The sequence below is a fragment of the Pedobacter sp. genome (assembly GCF_031119335.1).
Lineage (GTDB): Bacteria > Bacteroidota > Bacteroidia > Sphingobacteriales > Sphingobacteriaceae > Pedobacter.
The window spans coordinates 48,801-69,020 of record NZ_JAVHXT010000003.1 but is presented as its reverse complement, the minus strand read 5'-3'; the positions used below and the strand labels follow the sequence as shown (position 1 = coordinate 69,020).

20 protein-coding genes are annotated in these 20,220 nt (G+C 36.8%); 12 read left to right on the top strand and 8 right to left on the bottom strand.

What is annotated here, in order from left to right; all coding sequences use genetic code 11:
- Nucleotides 1-79: 79 nt before the first annotated feature.
- From REI64_RS04215 to REI64_RS04200, 4 genes are all read right to left on the bottom strand, one after another.
- The gene (locus REI64_RS04215) at nt 80-1,105 is read right to left on the bottom strand and encodes an IS110 family transposase (RefSeq protein WP_308848852.1); all 1,026 of its coding nucleotides are present in this window, start codon (nt 1,103-1,105) and stop codon (nt 80-82) included.
- 718 nt (nt 1,106-1,823) lie between these two features.
- Nucleotides 1,824-3,131 (bottom strand): ATP-binding protein, encoded by a 1,308-nt coding sequence (locus REI64_RS04210; protein ID WP_308848851.1) that lies wholly within the window; start codon nt 3,129-3,131, stop codon nt 1,824-1,826.
- 525 nt (nt 3,132-3,656) lie between these two features.
- On the bottom strand, nt 3,657-4,400 hold the full coding sequence (locus tag REI64_RS04205) for a LytTR family transcriptional regulator DNA-binding domain-containing protein (protein ID WP_308848850.1): 744 nt from the start codon (nt 4,398-4,400) through the stop codon (nt 3,657-3,659).
- A complete protein-coding gene (locus REI64_RS04200; RefSeq protein WP_308848849.1) occupies nt 4,397-5,464 on the bottom strand; it encodes a histidine kinase in 1,068 nt (355 codons plus the stop codon). Before REI64_RS04200 ends, REI64_RS04205 begins: the two co-directional genes overlap by 4 nt.
- A 169-nt stretch (nt 5,465-5,633) precedes the next feature.
- Between REI64_RS04200 and REI64_RS04195 the strand changes: the two genes are divergently transcribed.
- The 9 genes from REI64_RS04195 (at nt 5,634) to REI64_RS04155 (ending at nt 15,426) form a co-directional block, all read left to right on the top strand.
- Nucleotides 5,634-6,146, top strand: a complete 513-nt coding sequence (locus tag REI64_RS04195; RefSeq protein WP_308848848.1) for a very short patch repair endonuclease — start codon at nt 5,634-5,636, stop codon at nt 6,144-6,146.
- 170 nt (nt 6,147-6,316) lie between these two features.
- On the top strand, nt 6,317-6,754 hold the full coding sequence (locus tag REI64_RS04190) for an Rrf2 family transcriptional regulator (protein WP_308848847.1): 438 nt from the start codon (nt 6,317-6,319) through the stop codon (nt 6,752-6,754).
- Between the two features lie 332 nt (nt 6,755-7,086).
- Nucleotides 7,087-9,177, top strand: coding sequence for a HEPN domain-containing protein (locus tag REI64_RS04185; protein ID WP_308848846.1), 2,091 nt, complete (start codon nt 7,087-7,089; stop codon nt 9,175-9,177).
- Nucleotides 9,178-9,288: 111 nt separating this feature from the next.
- On the top strand, nt 9,289-10,056 hold the full coding sequence (cobA, locus tag REI64_RS04180) for a uroporphyrinogen-III C-methyltransferase (RefSeq protein ID WP_308848845.1): 768 nt from the start codon (nt 9,289-9,291) through the stop codon (nt 10,054-10,056).
- The gene (locus REI64_RS04175; protein ID WP_308848844.1) at nt 10,040-11,569 is read left to right on the top strand and encodes a TSUP family transporter; all 1,530 of its coding nucleotides are present in this window, start codon (nt 10,040-10,042) and stop codon (nt 11,567-11,569) included. The genes cobA and REI64_RS04175 overlap by 17 nt, the downstream gene beginning before the upstream one ends.
- Entirely contained in the window at nt 11,566-12,258 is a 693-nt protein-coding gene (locus REI64_RS04170) for a phosphoadenylyl-sulfate reductase (protein WP_308848843.1), read from the top strand. The genes REI64_RS04175 and REI64_RS04170 overlap by 4 nt, the downstream gene beginning before the upstream one ends.
- 238 nt (nt 12,259-12,496) lie before the next feature.
- A complete protein-coding gene (gene cysD / locus REI64_RS04165; RefSeq protein WP_308848842.1) occupies nt 12,497-13,402 on the top strand; it encodes a sulfate adenylyltransferase subunit CysD in 906 nt (301 codons plus the stop codon).
- A 77-nt stretch (nt 13,403-13,479) separates the two neighbouring features.
- Nucleotides 13,480-14,730, top strand: coding sequence for a GTP-binding protein (locus tag REI64_RS04160; RefSeq protein WP_308848841.1), 1,251 nt, complete (start codon nt 13,480-13,482; stop codon nt 14,728-14,730).
- 477 nt (nt 14,731-15,207) lie between these two features.
- Nucleotides 15,208-15,426: a hypothetical protein gene (locus tag REI64_RS04155; protein WP_308848840.1), complete on the top strand. Its 219-nt coding sequence runs from the start codon at nt 15,208-15,210 to the stop codon at nt 15,424-15,426.
- Between the two features lie 41 nt (nt 15,427-15,467).
- On the opposite strand, the gene REI64_RS04150 is transcribed toward REI64_RS04155, so the two are convergent.
- From REI64_RS04150 to REI64_RS04140, 3 genes are all read right to left on the bottom strand, one after another.
- Entirely contained in the window at nt 15,468-15,896 is a 429-nt protein-coding gene (locus tag REI64_RS04150; RefSeq protein WP_308848839.1) for a DUF983 domain-containing protein, read from the bottom strand.
- Nucleotides 15,883-16,773, bottom strand: coding sequence for a helix-turn-helix transcriptional regulator (locus tag REI64_RS04145; protein WP_308848838.1), 891 nt, complete (start codon nt 16,771-16,773; stop codon nt 15,883-15,885). Before REI64_RS04145 ends, REI64_RS04150 begins: the two co-directional genes overlap by 14 nt.
- A gap of 285 nt (nt 16,774-17,058) precedes the next feature.
- On the bottom strand, nt 17,059-17,676 hold the full coding sequence (locus REI64_RS04140) for a phosphatase PAP2 family protein (RefSeq protein WP_308848837.1): 618 nt from the start codon (nt 17,674-17,676) through the stop codon (nt 17,059-17,061).
- 120 nt (nt 17,677-17,796) lie between these two features.
- Between REI64_RS04140 and REI64_RS04135 the strand changes: the two genes are divergently transcribed.
- The 3 genes from REI64_RS04135 to REI64_RS04125 all read left to right on the top strand — a co-directional run bounded on the left by REI64_RS04135 (nt 17,797) and on the right by REI64_RS04125 (nt 19,550).
- Nucleotides 17,797-18,600, top strand: a complete 804-nt coding sequence (locus REI64_RS04135) for a HipA family kinase (RefSeq protein WP_308848836.1) — start codon at nt 17,797-17,799, stop codon at nt 18,598-18,600.
- On the top strand, nt 18,578-18,961 hold the full coding sequence (locus tag REI64_RS04130) for a DUF3037 domain-containing protein (RefSeq protein WP_308848835.1): 384 nt from the start codon (nt 18,578-18,580) through the stop codon (nt 18,959-18,961). Before REI64_RS04135 ends, REI64_RS04130 begins: the two co-directional genes overlap by 23 nt.
- Nucleotides 18,962-19,196: 235 nt before the next feature.
- Entirely contained in the window at nt 19,197-19,550 is a 354-nt protein-coding gene (locus tag REI64_RS04125; protein ID WP_308848834.1) for a hypothetical protein, read from the top strand.
- A gap of 80 nt (nt 19,551-19,630) precedes the next feature.
- On the opposite strand, the gene REI64_RS04120 is transcribed toward REI64_RS04125, so the two are convergent.
- Nucleotides 19,631-20,179: a NifU family protein gene (locus REI64_RS04120; RefSeq protein WP_308848833.1), complete on the bottom strand. Its 549-nt coding sequence runs from the start codon at nt 20,177-20,179 to the stop codon at nt 19,631-19,633.
- Between the last annotated feature and the right edge of the window lie 41 nt (nt 20,180-20,220).

Sequence of the window (20,220 nt, the reverse complement as noted above, 5' to 3'; positions counted from 1 at the left end):
CAACTGACCCTGAAATAAATTTACAAGTAGCTTTCCGCTTCGCTACGGGTCAGGGTGATTGTTATGACATAAACAAATTTTATGCTGCTATTTTATAGTTATTTTTAAAAGGCATTTGGTTTTTCACCACGGCGGCTACCCTAAGTATTATTTTATTCCTAACTGCATTTAGCACAGCCATGCTGTGCTTGCCTTCGTTCTTCTTTCTGTTGTAATATGTTTTTAGTTCTTGATTGTGTTGGGTTGCAGACAATGCACACAGGTGCAGCAGCCTCTTAAGCTCCTTGTTAGCCATTCGGTGTACCCTTGTCTTGCCCTTTATACTGATTCCGCTTGAGTGTTCAAAAGGAGCAACTCCGGCATAGCAGGCCAATTGCTTTCCGCTGGGGCTACCTGCAAAATTAGACGTACAGGCAATCAGGTATGCTGCTGTTACATGCCCTATTCCTGGAATGCTCATCAATAAATTATAATTGGTTTTGAAGGCTTCATTACCAGCTATAATCTTTTTAATCTCAGTCTCTATATTTTTGATTGATTTTTGCATTCCCTGTATAGCTTCTTTCAATGATTTTTCCATCAATTTTTGATGTGGTTTTTCATTTGTATCCTTCATCTCTCTAATTGAGGTTTTAATGCCCGATAGTTGTTTCAATAGCTTTGTACGAGTGGCTATAAAATCCTTTAAATGCAGCAATGATGGGTCTAAAGATGGGCTAGCCTTTAAGCCATCAGCTTCTTTAAAGGCATAATTACATAATCGTAGGCTATCTATTTTATCATTTTTCCCCCTTGCAATGCCAAAGCTCCATTTAATGTGCGCTGCATTGCCAATGTGGATGGGGAGTTGGGCTTTGCTGCAAAAAGACCAGATTAAACGATGGTATATCCCCGTATTTTCGATAACCACGAGCGAATCTTCATCCATAGTAACCTGTTGCGCCCTAAGCCATTTTTCAAATAGCTTTATTCCAGATGCTGTGTTCTCAAACTGTATACTTTTCACAGGTTGTTTGCTGTGATTCATTACTGCCATTAGGGACACGTCGAAATAAGGTTTGGAAACATCGATGCCGATAAAAAATTTTGTGGTGGTGGTAATCATCTTGTTATTTTTTTAAGTTTGTGAAACCTAATTTTTTGCCCCATCGATCCAAGTCCTTAATAATGGGTAATGCCCTAATTGTTATCTGGTCACTAAGGGAAAAACGGTAGCGGATTATATCACCCTATAGGTCTCAAGCCTTGACGAACGGTTAATGTGCCGCTACCGATTTAGGTATTTCTTAAAGCTAAAAAAACTAATAATCAGTTAGCCTTAAAGAATGAAACAAATCTAAAGGACGAGACATTTGACGGTTCGTCTCCAGATAAAATCCTATCGTGTGTACACCTCTGTATCGTTTTTGATTAGCCTATTTGCAAGGTATTGTTAATAAATCACTGTTTTGTGCCAAGAACGCCCGTCAATCCCCAGTGCCGGCCAAATCAAAAAACAGTAGCACAAAAGTAAAAGTAGCATAGCCAAACCTTAAACGCAGTGGTTTTGTGCTCAATTCTGCAAAGCACCTTCATTTATCACTAACAAACAAACCCCGTAGGGCTCAATCAGGCAAATAAAAACAAAATAAGAAAACTGATTAAACGAAGTGCCACTGTTTTTTGATGAAGGGAGACTGTGAGAAGGCACATAGCGGGATTGACAAGCATTTTTGTAAACTTTTGATGCTTCAAAAGTTGAATAACCAACTGCGTAAATTGATAGATAAACCTAAATATTTGTCTCCACACGATAAGACGTTAATCGGGACTGTTTTAAGGCATTAAGCTATTTTCAATGGCAACTGAATAGTAAATGTAGTTCCCTCGTTTTCAGTACTATTTACCGATAACTCGCCTTTATGCTGTTCAATAATTTTATGAGAAATATGCAGACCTAATCCAATAGATTTCTCTCCCAATAAACCCTTTCTGCTGGCTTTAGAAAACTGTTCAAAAATATGAGATTGCAAATCTAGAGGTATCCCAATTCCGAAATCCTTCACTTTAATGAAAATATTATTCTTCAAAGTACTTACATCAATAGAAATTGGCTTGTCTGAACTTGAGAACTTGAACGCATTGCTGATTAAATTATCAATTACACGCTCCAATTTCGAGGCATTTGCATGCATGTTCAAATCTTCACGGTCTTGACTAAACTCAATTTTACGTGTGGTATTAGCTTCCCATTTATTAATAATTCTGCTGATGTAGGGTTTCAGAAGAATACTTTCTTTCAAAATATCGGCTTGCTCAGTTTTTACCGCTTCTATCAAATCGTTAATGATATTTTTTGCCTGTAAAGCCGAATTCGAAATCATTTTCATTTCATTGTTATCACTTTTCTCTAGCAATAACAACTGACTTAAAGCATCGATGTTATTTAATGGCGCTCTTAAATCGTGAGCTACAAAAGATAAAATTTCGCTTTTCTGGTTGTTTAAAAGCAGTATTTCTTGGTTTTTTTCTTCCAATTCTTTAATCTGCACAAAGTGTGATGATTTGAAATAATAACTGTACCTAGAAAAACTGAGCAAGACAATTCCAAGTATCAATCCGGCAATAAAATTGATGATTTTTTGTTGTATTGCTATATCAGAAAATAGGGTTGTGGCAAAATAAACACCAATAATATAAGCCACAATAAATTTCATCTGCTTAATCTCTAGGGTAAAGAAAAGGCTTGTAGCGACAATACCCACTAAAAATATAAAAAGTGTATTTTTTGTATTGTGCTGCGAAACAATGTAACTAATATTGAAAGCCATTGTAAGAAAATAGGCTGCAAAAGCAAAAACTATCATCTTTTTTAGCAAATCCTTCTGCTGCTGTTTTATAGCGTAAGTGCTTAAAATCAAAAAAAATGCACTTCCGGAAATTTGAAACCAATTATTTAACGAAAACTGTTGATAGCCTTGAATTAGCACTACATCTTCGCTAAAAAACACTGAAATTATTCTTCCAACGCCGCTAATGGCAAGTAAAAAGCCACTTATTACTTTAACAGACCTTAGGTTGGTATTGTCAGCGTGTTCGTTAAATTCTTTGGAAAATTTAGCAGGCGTTTGATATGTTAAAAACTGTAACAAGGCGTTGGTTTGGTAAACAAAAATAGCAAAGCTTTAGTTATTTACACCAAATAAGAATAAAATTAATACTTGTGCCCAAGCATTTTAACATAAAAATAGACTAAGAAACCGCTTAAATTTTGATGAATATAAATACGTAGGCGGGTGGAGACACATCTTTATCGTTTTTGATTTAGCCCATTTACAAGGTGTCGTTAATAAATCACTGTTTTGTGCCAAGAACGCCCGTCAATCCCCAGTGCCGGGCAAATCAAAAAACAGTAGCACAAAAGGAAAAGCAGCATAGCCAAACCTTAAACGCAGTGGTTTTGTGCTCAATTCCGCAGAGCACTTTCATTTATAACGAACAAACAAAACGAAGTGCCGCTGTTTTTTGATGAGGGGGAGATTGTGAGAAGGCACATAGCGGGATTGACAAGCATTTTTGTAAACTTTTGATGCTTCAAAAGTTGAATGGTCAACTGCGTAAACTGTGTTTTATCGAAAAATTCAATCTATCAAATATTTACCTCATTTTAAAAGTCTCTAAATGCCAAACTTTAAACGCAAACTTTCGCTGTTAGACCTGCTGGACGTTATTTTAGCACCATTGCTCATCACGAATATCAATGCCCCATTAAATCCACGTCGTATTTCTGTAATATGATTGGTGTTAATGATATCACTACGGTGAATACGAAGAAAATCATCTGGTAATTTAGTTTCTAAAACAGACAAGGTGTAATCTGTTAAGTGTTTTTTGCCGTCGTTTGTATGCAGAAATACATATTTATCTTCTGCTTGTATATGGATAATGTCATCAATCTTTATCAATAAAATTCTATCGCCCAATTTTACGGTTAGTGTTTTTATGGCTGTTTTGCCTTTAATCTGTAACAATAAATCTTCAATGGCAATTGCGGGTTTGGCTAAATTGGTTTGCTTTAATTTATGGATAGTTTTGTCCAACCGTTCTAATTCTATTGGCTTAAGCAAATAATCAATAGAACCTTCATCAAATGCTTTAATGGCATATTGGTCGTAAGCAGTAGTGAAAACCACTTTTGGTTGATATTCCGATAGTTTTGCCAACATTTCGAAGCCATTTAAAATTGGCATTTCTATATCTAGAAAAATTAAGTCGGGCTGATGTTTATTAATCAGTTCCAATCCCTGCAAACCATTTTCAGCTTCTGCAATAATTTCTATTTCATCGTAATTTGCCAAAAGCCTTTTCAGTCTTTGTCTAGCCAGTTGTTCGTCTTCAATAATAATGGTTTTCCAGCTCATGCGCTTACAGGTATGGTAATTTTAATATGCTTTTTCGGTTGATTAATCAGTTCAAATTCGTGTTGTTCTGGATATAACAAAGCAAGCTTGTCGAAGGTACTTTGCAGACCGTAGCCAGCTACTAGTTCATCAGAAAAAGAAACGCCATTATCTAAAACTAAAATTTCTAACTTTCCTCCGTTTTGGCTCACTTTCACTTCCAATAAACCATTTTTAAACGTATCCTTAAGTCCGTGTTTTAATGCGTTTTCCACTAAAGGTTGCAATAAAAATCTCGGAAAACTTAGGTGCGCAAGCTGTTCATCTACCTCAATATTAAAGTTAATTCTATTTCCAAATCTCACTTTTTCAATCGCTAAATAGGTGTTAAGGATATCAATTTCCTCTTTTAAGCTACAAAAGTTCTCTTGTTGCGAGTTGATACTGTACCTAAATAATTTCGACAGTTTAATGGTCATGTCCTCGGCCTTATCCGGATCTTCATGGATTAAACTGGTAATGGCATTTAGCGCATTGTACAAAAAGTGCGGGTTAATTTTAGATTGCAATGCTTGTAATTCAGCTTGGGTTTTTAGTTGGTTGATACGAATTAAATCGGCTTCTTTTACTTTTAACGCACTTTCTGCATTACGTTGTTGTAAGTGGTAAAGAAGCATGAGCGTACCAGCAATCGTCACAATTACTGCGTTGAATTTATACTCTCGTAAATGGTTAAGAAATTCGTATGGAAAATCGTAGATGAATGAAATAATTACATAGCAAATTTCTACGCCAACTACCATTCCTAACAAATTGCATAGGTAATAGAGTAAGATGTATTGCCAAAAGCGGCGGGTAAATTTTTCGCTGTATTTTCGAAATATCGAAAAGATATTAGAGATGCTTAAAGTGATAAATAAGCTAAATAAGATATTTAAAAATAAGCGCTTAAAAGTAATTGGATTATTGCTAACCACCATGATAACTAAGCTTAAACAAATACCAACTAAAATACCAATTCCGGTATATTTAATATTCTGTTTAATAAGTTTCTTTTGTAGTAATTTTTTAAGTGTTAGCGCCATTTTATACAGGTAAAAATACAATAACCAAACAAAAAGTGGGGATAAATACTTTGTAAATATGTTGAATTGCTAGGGGTCTGAATATCAAAAGATGACGAGTTGCATTTTTGTTTGGCTTAATGGTTTTATCAAAATGATAATTGGTATTAAAATGTAATTTCGCAGAGCGATGAAAAAGCCGCCTAAGTTTTACTTGCCTTTAGAAGAAGATGCTATCAAAGTTCCACGGTTTGAAGAAAGTGCTGGATTTTACACCACAAAGCAACGCAGCAAAACCATGGCAAAGATTAAGGGCTGCAACAGCAAGCCAGAACTATTGCTGCGTAAAGCCCTTTGGAAAGAAAACATTCGCTTCAGAATTCATCGCAAAGATTTGCCAGGTAGGCCAGATTTGGTCATTGAAAAATACCAACTCGCTATATTTATCGACGGCGATTTTTGGCATGGTTACGAATGGCAAAAACGTAAACCTAAAACCAACCAAGCTTTTTGGTATCCTAAAATAGAACGTAATATACAGCGTGACCATTTCGTAAATAACACTTTACAGGCAATGGGCTATGTAGTGATGCGTTTTTGGGAACATGAGGTTAAAAAGAACTTATCGTCCTGCGTTAATCAAGTAAAGTTGTATATTGAAGCAGCCAAAGAGGGGAGGATACCAGAAAACTACGAGAAGTAGTCTTACAAATAACCAATCATCAATAGCCAATCATCAAAGAGTTAAAAACATATCACCAACTATCAGCGGCCATCTGCGGGAAATATTCAATTTGCAATTTATCAGTTAACCAGTTTCAACAGTTAACCAACAATCTAACAATCCAACAATATTTCATACATTTGTAACGTATGCTTTCTAAAAAGACAAAATACGCCATTAAAGCGCTAGTTGCGCTAGGTAAAAATCTAGATATGCCACCAATGCAAATCTCAAAAATTGCAGAGGAAGAGCGCATCCCCAAGAAATTTTTAGAGCAAATTCTTTTAGACCTAAGAAACGCTGGTTTTCTTTACAGTAAAAAGGGTGCTGGAGGCGGTTATAGCCTAAATAAGAAGCCAGAAGAAATCTTCTTAGTGCAAATTTTGCGCTTAACAGATGGTCCCGTAGCTATGTTGCCATGCGCTAGTTTAAACTTCTATCACAAATGTGATGAATGTAAAGACGAGGTAACTTGTGGTATTAGAAGTGCATTTATAGATGTGCGTGATGCTACACTCAAAATTTTAGGTGAAACTAGCATTGCAGATGTAATTGCTAGGGAAGATAACCTAAAAATAGAAATTTAAAACCATTCTAAATAACCAAGCGTTTTAATTTATTTTTCTTTGTTTTTCAGGGTTTTGCGATGATTTTAATTATGTCGTAAGCGTTGTAATAATTTGATTATTCGTAGTTCGGAATAAATAAATCTTAAAATTAATTACTACTATTCCTATATACTTTATATATTTGGTGTATGAAATTTGTATTTACATACTGTCTGATGCCACAATCAACCATGAACCGCTGTTATAGATCAAGGTAAAAGAAGTACGTATATCATTTTTTAAAGAAATTGAATAGGAATGCTTCTCCCACAAGAGAGGCATTTTTTGAATAAAAGAACAACCAACAACCAATGCAAAGTTTTAGAACAGAACTCGAAAATCCAATTGTCGAGCAAGATATCATTGATCTCGAGCGTAAGATTAAGGCTTTTAGAGATGGTACCATACACGAAGAAAAATTCAGAAGTCTGCGTTTAGCTCGTGGTGTTTACGGTCAGCGCCAGCCAGGCGTACAAATGGTACGTATCAAATTGCCTTTCGGTAAAGTTACTTTTAAGCAATTATTGCGTATTGCTGATGTAGCCGATGAGTACGGAAGTGGCAACCTGCACTTAACTACCCGTCAAGATATTCAAATTCACTATGTGAGTTTAGATAGAACGCCGGAACTTTGGGCAGAGCTAGAGCGAGATGATATTACTTTGCGTGAGGCTTGCGGTAATACAGTACGCAATGTAACCGCTTCACCAAATTCGGGAATAGATCCAGATGAACCATTTGATGTTTCTCCTTATGCACAAGCAGTTTTTGCTTATTTTCTGCGTAATCCTATCTGCCAAGAAATGGGTAGGAAAATCAAAATTTCTTTCTCGTCGAGTGATAAAGATACGGCTTACAGCTACATCCACGATTTAGGTTTTATCCCTAAAATTAACGAAAAAGGTGAGCGAGGTTTTAAGGTAATGTTTGCAGGTGGATTGGGTGCACAACCATTTTTAGCGAGTGCTGTACATGATTTCTTGCCAGAAGACCAATTAATTCCTTTTACAGAAGCGGTATTGCGTGTGTTTGATAGGTATGGCGAACGCAACAACAGAAACAAAGCTCGTTTAAAGTATTTGGTGCAAAAACTAGGCTTGGAAGAAGTTTTAAAATTAGTAGAAGAAGAACGCACTGCGATTAAAGTAAAAACCTTCAAAATCGATTTAAATACAGTTCCTCAACCCAAGCCACAACCTGCAAAAGAATATGCTGCTGTAGAAATTGCGAACGAAACGCATTACAAACACTGGTTAGCTACTAACGTTGTAGAGCAAAAGCAAGAAGGTTTCTTCGGTGTTTACGTAAAAGTAACCGTTGGCGATATCAAAACTGATTTAGCTAGAGCTTTTGTTGCTGCGGTTAGACCACACATCGCGGATGAAATCAGGATTACGCAAAACCAAGGTTTGTTGCTGAAATTTGTTAGAAAAGAAGCGCTTCCATCATTATATGTTGCTCTAAACGAATTAGGTTTTACCGCTTTAGGTTTTGGTAGTTTGGCAGATATTACCACTTGTCCGGGTACAGATACTTGTAACTTGGGCATCTCTAACAGTATGACTTTAGCTGAAGTTTTGGAAGAAGTAATTTACCACGATTTCCCTGAGTTGATTTACGAAAAGAACATCAATATCAAAATTAGTGGCTGTATGAATTCTTGTGGACAGCACGGTTTGGCAGAGATTGGTTTTCACGGTAGTTCGGTAAAAGCAGAAGGGAAAGTGGTTCCGGCGGTACAAGTAATGTTAGGTGGCGGAACGGTAGGAAACGGCTACGGTCGTGTGGCAGAACGTGTAATTAAAGTGCCTTCAAAACGTGCTACAAGTGTATTGCACTACTTGCTAAACGATTTTAAAGAGAACAACTTAACGGATGAAACCTTCCATCAATACTACGATAGAAAAGGGAAAGACCACTTTTATCAGCTATTAAAACCGTTGGCAGATTTAACCAATTTAAAAACCGAAGAATTTGTAGACTGGGGACATGAAGAAACTTTCGTAACTGCCATTGGCGTAGGCGAATGTGCGGGTGTAGTAATTGATTTGGTAGCTACTTTATTGCTAGAAGCTGATGAGAAATTCGGTTGGGCTACAGCATCATTAAACAATGGCGCTTATGCAGATGCCATTTATCATACTTATGCATCGATGGTGAATGCTGCGAAATCTTTGTTGTTGGACAAAGGCGTAAATGCAAGTACACAAGCTGGTGTAATCAGAGAGTTTGATGCTCACTATATAGAAAGTGGCGAATTTACTTTAGAAGAAAGCTTTGCTGATTTAGTGCTTCAGATTAACAAAAATGAACCATCAGAAGACTTTGCGAAAGCTTATTACGCACAAGCAGAAGAATTTTTAAACGGAATTAAAGCGAAGAGAAACGTATTAGCTAATTGAAATGATGGATTGACAGGATTAGAGAATGAATGAATAAGAGCTCATATCATTGGGACTGCAACTGTAAAACATTTATTCATTCAAAAATCAATCATTCAAAATTGTAAAAACATGAACAAACATATAGAACCAAGAGTAACTTTATTAGGCGCAGGTCCTGGCGACCCAGATTTGTTGACTTTGAAAGGTGTAAAAGCTTTGCAAACTGCAGATGTGGTGTTGTACGATGCGTTAACTAACGAAGCTTTGTTAGAACATGCACCAGCACAAGCCATCAAAGTTTATGTAGGCAAACGTTCGGGAGAGCATTCGCATTCGCAAGATGCCATTAACCAACTGATGATTGATTATGCATTAAATTATGGTCATGTGGTAAGGCTAAAAGGTGGCGACCCATTTGTGTTTGGTCGTGGTTACGAAGAGCTGGATTTTGCTACTTCTTATAATGTTCCTGTGTCGGTTATCCCAGGTATTTCTAGTTCTATTGGTGTGCCAGGTTTACAGCAAATTCCGGTAACACATCGTGGATTAAGCGAAAGTTTTTGGGTAATTACAGGCACAACTACCAATGGGCAAATTTCTGGTGACATTTACCAAGCAGCAAACTCTAACGCCACTGTGGTAATTTTAATGGGTTTGAAACAACTGTCAAAAATTGTAGAAGTTTTTAAAGCTGTCGGAAAGGCGCAATTGCCTGCTGCGGTGGTTCAAAATGGTTCTACAGAAACTGAGAAGTTGGTGATTAGCACGGTAGAAAATATAGAAGCAAGGGTAGGCGAAGAGAAGATTAAAGCTCCGGCTTTGTTGATATTCGGAGAGGTGGTTTCATTACATCCGTCGTTCAAAAACGTAATTAAGCAGTATGCAGCCATCTCCTAATCAAAATACAGCAGAGGTTTTGCCAACAGGCGTTGAGAGCGATGAGAACGTAAAAGGCAACCAGCTTTTTCCAGCTTTTATTAAGCTGAACGAGCTGCGTACTTTATTGGTTGGCGCTGGCGAGGTTGGTTTGGAGAAATTGAATGCTATCGTTAACAATAGCACAGCGGCGCAAGTTACTGTGGTTGCTAAAGAAGTAAATGTTGCTATTACCGATATTGCAGCTGGTAATGCTAACGTTGTTATTAAACAAAAAGCTTTTTCTGCTGATGATTTGGAAGATGTAGATATTGTTTTTGCCGCAACTAACGACAACGACTTCAATACGGAATTAAGAAAACTAGCTCATGAGCAGGGTTTGTTAATTAACGTAGCCGATAAGCCAGAACTTTGTGATTTTTATTTAGGTTCTATTGTACAAAAAGGCGATTTAAAGATTGCGATTTCAACGAATGGCAAATCGCCAACCATGGCGAAAAGGCTGAAAGAGGTTTTAGATAACGCAATTCCGCAAGAAATTGACCACTCTATTGGTCAGTTAAATCAAATTAGAAATAATCTTAATGGCGATATCAAGCATAAAGTAAAAGTGCTCAATGGTATTACTGCCACTTTTTTAGAAAAGGAAAATAAGTTTAATACCAAAAAAATCGTTATTTGGGTGCTTTCGGTATTGGCAACCATGGTGGTTGGACATATTTTCTTGTCTTTTATTCCATTTGCGCAATTGGGCGATGTAGCCGTAGGGTTGGCTAACGAAGTAGATAGCACTATCCTTTATTTTATTCTAGGTGGACTTTTAGCACAGCTAGTTGACGGTGCTTTAGGGATGGCTTACGGTGTAAGTGCTACAACATTTTTGTTATCGTTTGGTGTCACGCCCGCTGCGGCAAGTGCCAGTGTACATGCTTCGGAGATTTTTACCAGCGGCGTTTCTGGATTAATGCACTTACGTTTTGGTAACGTTCGCACAAAGTTGTTTAAAAAGTTGTTGTTGCCAGGAATTATTGGTGCCATTGCCGGAGCATATATTTTATCATCCTTAGAAAATTACGGACACATCATTAAGCCGGTTGTTTCTGCTTATACCTTATTTTTAGGTGTGAAGATTTTACTGAAAGCATTGTCTAAGCCTAAAAAAACAAAACCTTTGAAAAGAATTGGTCCGTTGGCGTTTATTGGCGCCTTCCTAGACTCTATAGGTGGTGGCGGTTGGGGACCAATTGTAACTTCTACTTTAATTTCACGGGGTGGAAACCCACGTTATACCATTGGTTCGGTAAACTTAACCGAGTTTTTTGTGACTTTGTCGAGTTCGCTAACCTTTATCATGATGATAGGTTTAACGCATTGGCAAATTATTGTAGGTTTAATTTTAGGTGGATGTATTGCGGCACCATTTGGTGCATTGCTAACTAAACGATTGAATGCAAAAACCATTATGATTATGGTAGGTATCATCGTAATTATTGTGAGTTTAAGAACCATTTATATCCTATTGAGTAAATTATGATTGCAACTATAAAACAAGAATTAGAAGGGCTGGATGTAGTTGCTAAACTGAAATATCTAGCTGAAAAACATGAAGATAAAATTGTTTTCTCTACCAGTTTTGGATGGGAAGACCAAGTGGTAACACATTTGATTTTTGCTAACAACATTCCAATTAAGGTGTTTACTTTAGAAACGGGTAGGTTATTTCCAGAAACTTATTACGTTTGGAATAGAACTTTGGAAATTTACCAAAAACCTATTCACGCTTATTTTCCGCAGGGCGATTTGTTACAGGATATGGTGGCAGCAAAAGGACCTAGTAGTTTTTACGAAAGTGTAGAGAATAGAAAAGAGTGCTGTTACATTAGAAAGATTGAGCCTTTAAAAAGAGCTTTGGCGGGTAACGAGATTTGGATTACAGGCATTAGAGCTGACCAAAGTGCAAATAGAGAAGGTATGGAAGATGTAGAATGGGATGAAGGAAACCAGTTATTTAAATTCCATCCAATTTTTGATTGGACATTGGATGACGTAAAACAATACGCAAAGGACAATAACATCGTGTACAACACTTTGCACGATAAAGGCTTCCCGAGCATTGGTTGCTCACCTTGTACCAGAGCCGTAAGAGAAGGTGAAGATTTTAGAGCAGGTCGCTGGTGGTGGGAAGACCAGAGTAAAAAGGAGTGTGGGTTACATACCAGTTAGTGCATAGGGGTTAGTCGGAGGTTCTAAAGTTGTAAAGTTTTGCTTCCCTTCCCAAGCACTTTTCTCTCCCTTTTAGGGGAGAGATGCCGACAGGCAGAGAGGGGTTGCAAACCCACAAAAACTAAACCCGATTGAAATGAATCCCGATTTTTCATCGGGAGAAACGAATAGCGGGACTAATGAAACTGAAGAGCAATGAACCTTGCTTTTCAAATTATAAAAAAGACACAACCAAAAAATGAGTAAATATAATTTTGATTATTTAGACGAGCTTGAGGCGGAGGCAATCCATATCTTAAGGGAAGTGGCGGGGCAGTTCGAAAAACCTGCTTTGCTATTCTCGGGAGGTAAGGATTCCATTACTTTAGTACGTTTGGCAGAGAAAGCTTTTAGACCAGGTAAATTTCCATTTCCATTGGTGCATATTGATACCGGTCACAATTTTGAAGAAACGATAGATTACCGCGATAGGATGGTGGCTCGTTTGGGCGAACGTTTGATTGTGGGGTCGGTACAGCAATCTATTGATGAAGGAAAAGCGGTAGAGCAAAAAGGTAAAAATGCTAGTAGAAATGCGCTACAGACAGTTACGCTGTTGGAAACTATAGAGAAACATCAGTTTGATGCTTGTATTGGTGGCGCTCGTAGAGACGAGGAAAAAGCTAGGGCTAAAGAACGTATCTTTTCGGTAAGAGATGAGTTTGGTCAATGGGACCCAAAACGTCAGCGACCAGAATTGTGGAATATTTATAACGGTAAAATCCACAAAGGTGAAAATGTGCGAGTTTTCCCAATCAGTAATTGGACAGAGCTAGATGTTTGGAATTATATCCGCAGAGAAAATATTGAATTGCCGAGTATTTATTTTGCTCACGACCGTGATGTAATCACCCGCAACGGTCAGTTAATGGCGGCTTCTCCTTATGTGAATATGGATGAGGAAGATGTAGTTGAACGTAAAAAAGTGCGTTTCCGTACGGTGGGTGATATTTCTTGTACGGCAGCTATAGCATCAGATGCCTTCTTGATTGATGATATTATTTCGGAAATCAGCCAGTCAAAAATTTCGGAACGTGGTGCACGTATGGACGATAAAGTTTCGGAAGCAGCAATGGAAGACAGGAAAAAGGGGGGATATTTCTAACGTAGTGCGTAAAGCGTATTGCGTATAGCGATTAGGCAGTACTCAATACTCAATACTCAATACTCAATACTACAAACATGAACATACTTAAATTTTTTACGGCGGGCAGTGTAGACGATGGCAAGAGCACTTTGATTGGTCGTTTATTATATGATACAGATTCTATTTTGGCAGATCAGTTGGAAGCAATCCAAAATGCGAATAGAAAAAACGATGATGGAACGGTAGATTTAGCCATTTTAACGGATGGTTTGAGAGCTGAACGTGAGCAGGGAATTACCATTGATGTGGCTTACAAATATTTCCAAACGGATAAACGTAAATTCATTATCGCAGATACTCCGGGGCACATCCAATATACCAGAAATATGGTTACTGGTGCTTCTACAGCAAATTTGGCTATCATATTGGTTGATGCCAGAAACGGTGTGGTAGAACAAACCATTCGTCACTCTTATTTAGTTTCCTTGTTGGGGATTAAACATGTAGTGGTGGCCATTAATAAAATGGATATGGTTGACTACAGCGAAACTGTTTTTGATGCCATCACCCAAAAATATAAAGCGCTGGCTGAGGAGTTAAAGCTCCAACATGTGACTTATATACCAGTAAGTGCGCTAAAAGGAGATAATATTGTGCATGTGTCTGAGCGTATGACTTGGTATAGCGGCGAAAGCTTGTTGCATTTCTTAGAACAAGTAGATACCGATGTGCAAGAACAATCGGATAAAGCGAGAATGCCAGTGCAGTGGGTAATTAGGCCGCAAACAGACGAACTGCATGATTATAGGGGCTATGCTGGTAGGGTAGTAAGTGGTACTTTTAAAGTGAACGATAAAATTACCGTTTTGCCATCGGGAGCGAGTTCTACTATTAGTAAAATTGAGTTTTTTGATAAAACATTGGAAGAAGCTTCTTCTGGTCAGTCGGTGACTATTCATTTGGCAGATAACGTAGATATTAGCCGTGGTGATACGATTGTAAATTCATCCGCTTTGCCACAAGAAAGCAAATTGGTAGAAGCAGATTTATGTTGGATGGACACCAAAGCTATGGATACTTCGATTACTTATTTGCTACAACATAATAGTAAGGTAACTAAATGCAAAATAGCTGATGTGGTTTATAAGGTTGATATCAACACTTTAGAAAAACACGCTGCTGATGAATTTAAACTGAATGATATTGGTAGGGTAGTGCTTAAAACTGCAGATAATTTACCTTTCGATTTTTACCAAGATAGTAAAGCAAATGGTTCAGCAATATTGATAGACAGTAGAACAAATTTAACTGTTGGTGCTACTATGTTTAGGGCTTTGGCGGATTAAGATTAATTTGAGTTATTGGTGTGAACCTATTCTAACTGACCCTGAAATAAATTCAAGATGACGATGTACGAGTGCTCCGTCATGCTGAATCTATTTCAGCATCAGCTTTTAATGGTGTTTTTAAACATAATTTAATATTGATGATAAATAATACTTGAAATAGGTCAGAAGGTTGTTGGTGTTTGTCGACAACCTTTTTTATTAGTACGTCGCATGTTGCACTGGGCGAAGTTTCATGTCAAACTGATGCTGACCTGTAGCGAAGCGGAAAGCTACAAAGTAAAATAAATTCAGCATGACGAGATGCATAACAGTGTAGCTAAACAGATATACTTCTAAGAATTATAATCTGATTTAACGAACTATAATTTAATCTTTTAGTAATATTTACTTCAACTCTACCTTTTAATTTAGAGGAAAGCAAACAATTTCGATAATGAGGTGTTTACTCGATATAATCCACTAAATTTTACTGAAATGAGCGACAAATTTACTTTACACGAAGCTGCTAACGATAGCAATCGTTCAAGCAATGCATCGAGAACTTACACAACTGATGTAGCGCAGAGCTACGCTAATCAGCGTAAAGAAAAGGCAGAAAAGCAAAAACAGGATGAAAAGAATGGAATTTCAAATGCGAAGCTTTCAGAGCAAAAGTGGGATGAAATGAAAAGTTACAGATACGCTATTTTTTAATGGCAAATAGATAAAAGGAGCTTAAATTAAGCTCCTTTTTATTATTGATCTTTTTTTGGCGCACTTCGTGAAGGCTCGTAATTTAAGTTTGGAGACAACCAATACAGCAATACCATTCTTGAGTATCTATAGTTAAATGGCGCAAATATCAGCGTAGTTAAAAACAGTACACCAATAAAAGCGTAAAGGTTTTCGTAATCTAAAGTTAAGCCAAAAACGTAGGCCGCCACTCCGGCAGTAACCATTTCGGCAACGTTCATGGCGTAGCTCACAAACATTGCAACGTAGAAATATCCTGGTTCACGTTCAAATTTTAACCCGCAATGCGGGCAAAATTCGTTCATTTTCTGCATTTTAAAGCTATAGGTATTTCCTATAAAAGCATTTCCAACCCTACATCTTGGGCATTTCGCATTAGAAAAACCTTTCCATTGCGATACATAATATTGTGTTTCCTTATTCGGTTCCATACGGTGTTGTTAAGTATTGTTTTCTAAATCTGTCGGGAGTTGTTCCCTCGTATTTTTTAAAGAATTTCACGAAGTAAGATTGATCTTCAAAATTCAGTTTTTCAGCAATTTCTACCACTCTTAAATCGAGGTTAATGAGTAATCGCTTAGCTTCTAAAATAATCCTATCTCTAATTAATTTTCCAGCAGATGTTCCTAAAAAATCATTACAAAGTGCATTTAAATGATTTGGTGTAATGTAAAGCAACTCTGCATATTGCTTAGGTAAGCGTAATTTAGTATAGTTTTCTTCTATTAAATGCTGGAAGTTCTTTAAAATGGTGTGGTTATACGGATTGATTTCCTGGTTAGCAGCGTGATTTGTAGATCTATCAACAGCAATAAAAAGTTGTAGTAATAAAACTTTAACTAAATCGTCGTTAATCGTATTTTCTTGTTCTCCTTCTTTAAGGATAGCTTCAAATATTGTAGTGATGTTCTCGCTCGTATCTGTGTCTAAAACAAGCACCTGCTGTTCTGGTTTCCCACTAAAGAAACTAAACTTGTCTAGATATTCTTGTTTTAAAAGTAATGAACTGAAATATGAGGTAGAAAAGTTAATCAAGTAACCATCAGGTTCGCTGTCGAAATTCCAACTATGCACTTGCCCAGGTACCATAAAATAAATAAGGTCTGGTTTTACATCAAATGTTTTAAAATCTATCTGTTGTTTGCCTGTTCCTTTGGTGAAAAAAACGAAGTGATAAAAGCTGTGGCGATGAGCACTATGTAGGTGATGATGTTGCTTTGAATAATACCCAAATCTACTCACCAAAATTCCATCGTTCTTATACTCCGAAAAATTTTGAATATCGTAAACAGGTATGAGCCTTTTCATGTCACAAAATTATCAAAAAGTCAGGAGATAATGATGGTATTTTATAATTTAAAAAAGGTATTTTTTACTTATTAAGAGTGTTTATTGTAGTTTTTTTAGATGATTTTATGGTTTTATATACTTTATGTGTGAATTTGAAAACTACCATAACTCCAAAATGCTATAAGTTTTTTTGAAAAAAAGTAAAGAAATGTTTTGCATTATCAAAAACTGCCGTATATTTGTCCTCGAGAGCGTTAATTTAGATGATGGGGGTAGGACTTCGGTTCTATCTCCATTTCTTTTTCAAGCCTTTTTGTAGTAGTGGTTTAACACTAAAAGGTAAAGTAATCCAATCAAAATTCCTCCCACAATATCTGTAAACCAATGCGCTCCTAGGTAAACTCTGGAGATTGGTCCAAGCACAAACATAAAATACGAAATTGATGTAATAGTGTTCCTTAAATAAATCGGAATGGCTTTTAATTGCTGCATCAAGAAAATCAGAAACCCGAAGAAAACTACATAAGATAATGTGTGGCCGCTAGGGAAACTATTGTTTTGGTAACTTTCAATTAGCGTTACATGTTCGTCGGTTGGTCTTGGTCTGTTAAATAACCGTTTTAACGAGAATGTAATCACGCCAGTAAAAGAAATAGCCATCACAAACATAGCTTCTCGCTTATATTTGGCAATCCAAAATGCAGAGGCGGTGGCAAGCATACAAATAAAAGCTACAGATACATTGCCAAAAGCACTAATAAATACCATTGTTTTATCTAGCCATGGGCGATGAAATTGTTGTATAAAGTGAGATATGCTGACATCAAAATTGTTGATAGGATTGTTGCCAACGAATAATGCCAATAATGTAAAAGCAACTAAAAGTAGGATGCAATAAGTAAGTTTAGGCTGTTTAAGCATAATTGATGTTTTTATAATCACATAGATAAATGATTTTTGTGAAAATAGTTTTTTATTATATCAATTCTTGTGTGCAAATAGAAATTAAGTCTCTATTAAATTAAGTTATCTTTGCGTTGTATGGCGAATACAAAAGAAAATAAATTAGAATTACGAACCGTAAATGTTACGCGATACGTAACGCCGTTGCGAGAAGGTGGCTCAATGCCAGCCATTGCGGAAGCAGACGACGGTTTTTTATATGTACTTAAGTTTAGAGGAGCAGGGCAGGGGCACAAAGCACTAATTTCTGAAATTATTGGTGGAGAAATTGCCCGAGCATTAGGTCTAAAAATGCCCGAGTTAGTTTTTGCTAATTTGGATGAAGCTTTTGGTAGAACAGAACCAGATGAAGAAATCCAGGATTTGTTGAAAGCCAGTGTGGGCTTGAATTTGGCATTGCATTATCTTTCGGGAGCAATCACTTACGACCCAACCATCACCAAAATAGAACCTACTTTAGCTTCTAAAATTGTATGGATGGATTGCTTGTTGACGAATATGGATAGAACTCCACGGAATACAAATATGTTGTACTGGCATAAAGAATTGTGGTTGATAGATCATGGAGCGTCTTTGTATTTCCACCACTCGTGGCAAAATTGGGAAGAACAAGCCAAGCGTCCGTTTGTGTTAGTAAAAGACCACGTGTTGTTGCCACAAGCAAGTGAGATAGCTACGGTTGATGCCGAGTTAAAAGCCATACTAACGCCTTCACTTATTGATAATATTTTAGCTTTAATACCTGATGAATGGTTAGATGAACGTAGTTTTGAAACTGCCGAAGACCAACGAAAAGCTTATGCCTATTTTTTGAATACCCGAATTGAAAACTCTTCAATTTTTGTAACGGAAGCCGAAAATGCAAGACAGACACTTATTTGAGTATGCCGTAATTCGGGTAATGCCTAGGGTAGAACGCGAAGAATTCATTAACGTGGGTATCATTATGTACTGCAATAAACTGAAGTATCTAAACGCAGCATTTAAAGTCGTGCCAACTAAATTAGAGGCATTATGCTGCGAATTGGAAGTTTCGGTAATAGAAGATAACTTGAACGCTATTGTGAATATCTGCAAAGGAGGGAAGTCTGCCGGACCGATTGGACAGCTAGATCTAGCAAGTAGATTTAGATGGTTGACAGCAACCAGAAGCACAGTGGTACAATGTTCAAAAGTACATCCAGGTTTTTGTATAGATGCTGATGAAACTTTCGATAAACTAATGCAGGAATTGGTTTTATAAAGCAATTAAACTTGATTTTAAGAGGCTGTCTGAACATAGATGGCCTTTTTTATTATAACGAAAAACAGCAGCTCATCCAAGCTGCTGTTTTTTCAACCAAATATAAATTGTATGAACATTGATACAAATATAATAAAGTCTACTAATTTAGTAGTATTTATTTTGAAAATAATTTTGAGCCTATAGAAAATGTTGACGGAAATGTTTAGATTTATTATTCTAAATATAAACAGAAATGAAAAAGTTATTATTTACGCTATTTATAGCGTGCTTTACGGTGGTGTTTGCGAACGCACAAGATGCTCCTAAAAAGCCTACTTCTTTTGCTTGGAATAAAGCGGCACTTACAGAAATAGGATGTGATGCAGACCAGATTAAAAAGATTGCAGCGATTAAAAAGGAAGCTGGCGAGAAGAGGACCAAAATTGAAGCGGATGCAACTTTAGATGAAAAAGCAAAGAAAACTGCCGTTAAAGCTGTTGTTAAAGATAGAAACGACGCGATGAATGCACTTTTGACAGAGGAGCAACGTAAAAAAGTAGAAGAAATTAATGTAAAACTAAAAGAAGAAGCTAAAGCAGGTAACTAGCACGTGGCTTCGCATTATTCGAAATAAAAAAAATCCGTAGTATTTGGCTACGGATTTTTTTTATGATTAGTATGTAATTTTTAAAGTGCTTCAGAAACTACATCTTTAACTTCTGGCACCATACGTTGCAATAAGTTTTGGATACCAGATTTTAACGTAATTGTACTTGATGGGCAACCACTGCAAGAACCTCTAAGTTCTACCGTAACTACACCTTCTTCAAAAGATTTGTAAGTAATAGCACCACCATCTTGCTCAACAGCTGGGCGTACATAGTCGTGTAAAATTTGCTGTATTTTGATTTCAGTTTCAGATCCCTCAAAATTTGGAGCTTCTTCTGCAGCGTCCTTAATTTTAAGTTCAGCTTCAACCGCACCTTTTACGAACTCCTTTAAGATTGCTTCAATATCACTCCACTCTGCATCCTCAGTTTTAGTAATAGTAACGAAGTTGCTAGCGAAAAATACACCATTTACAAAGTTGAATTTAAATAGTTCTTTTGCGAATGGAGAGCTTTCTGCACTTTCTTTGGTAGCAAAATCTTCACTACCGTTAATTAACAGCTTGTTTACCATAAATTTCATGGTAGCTGGATTAGGAGTTTGCTCTGTATATACGTTAATGGTCATGTCTAATAGAATTTGATGATACAAAAATAGGCAATTGCAAA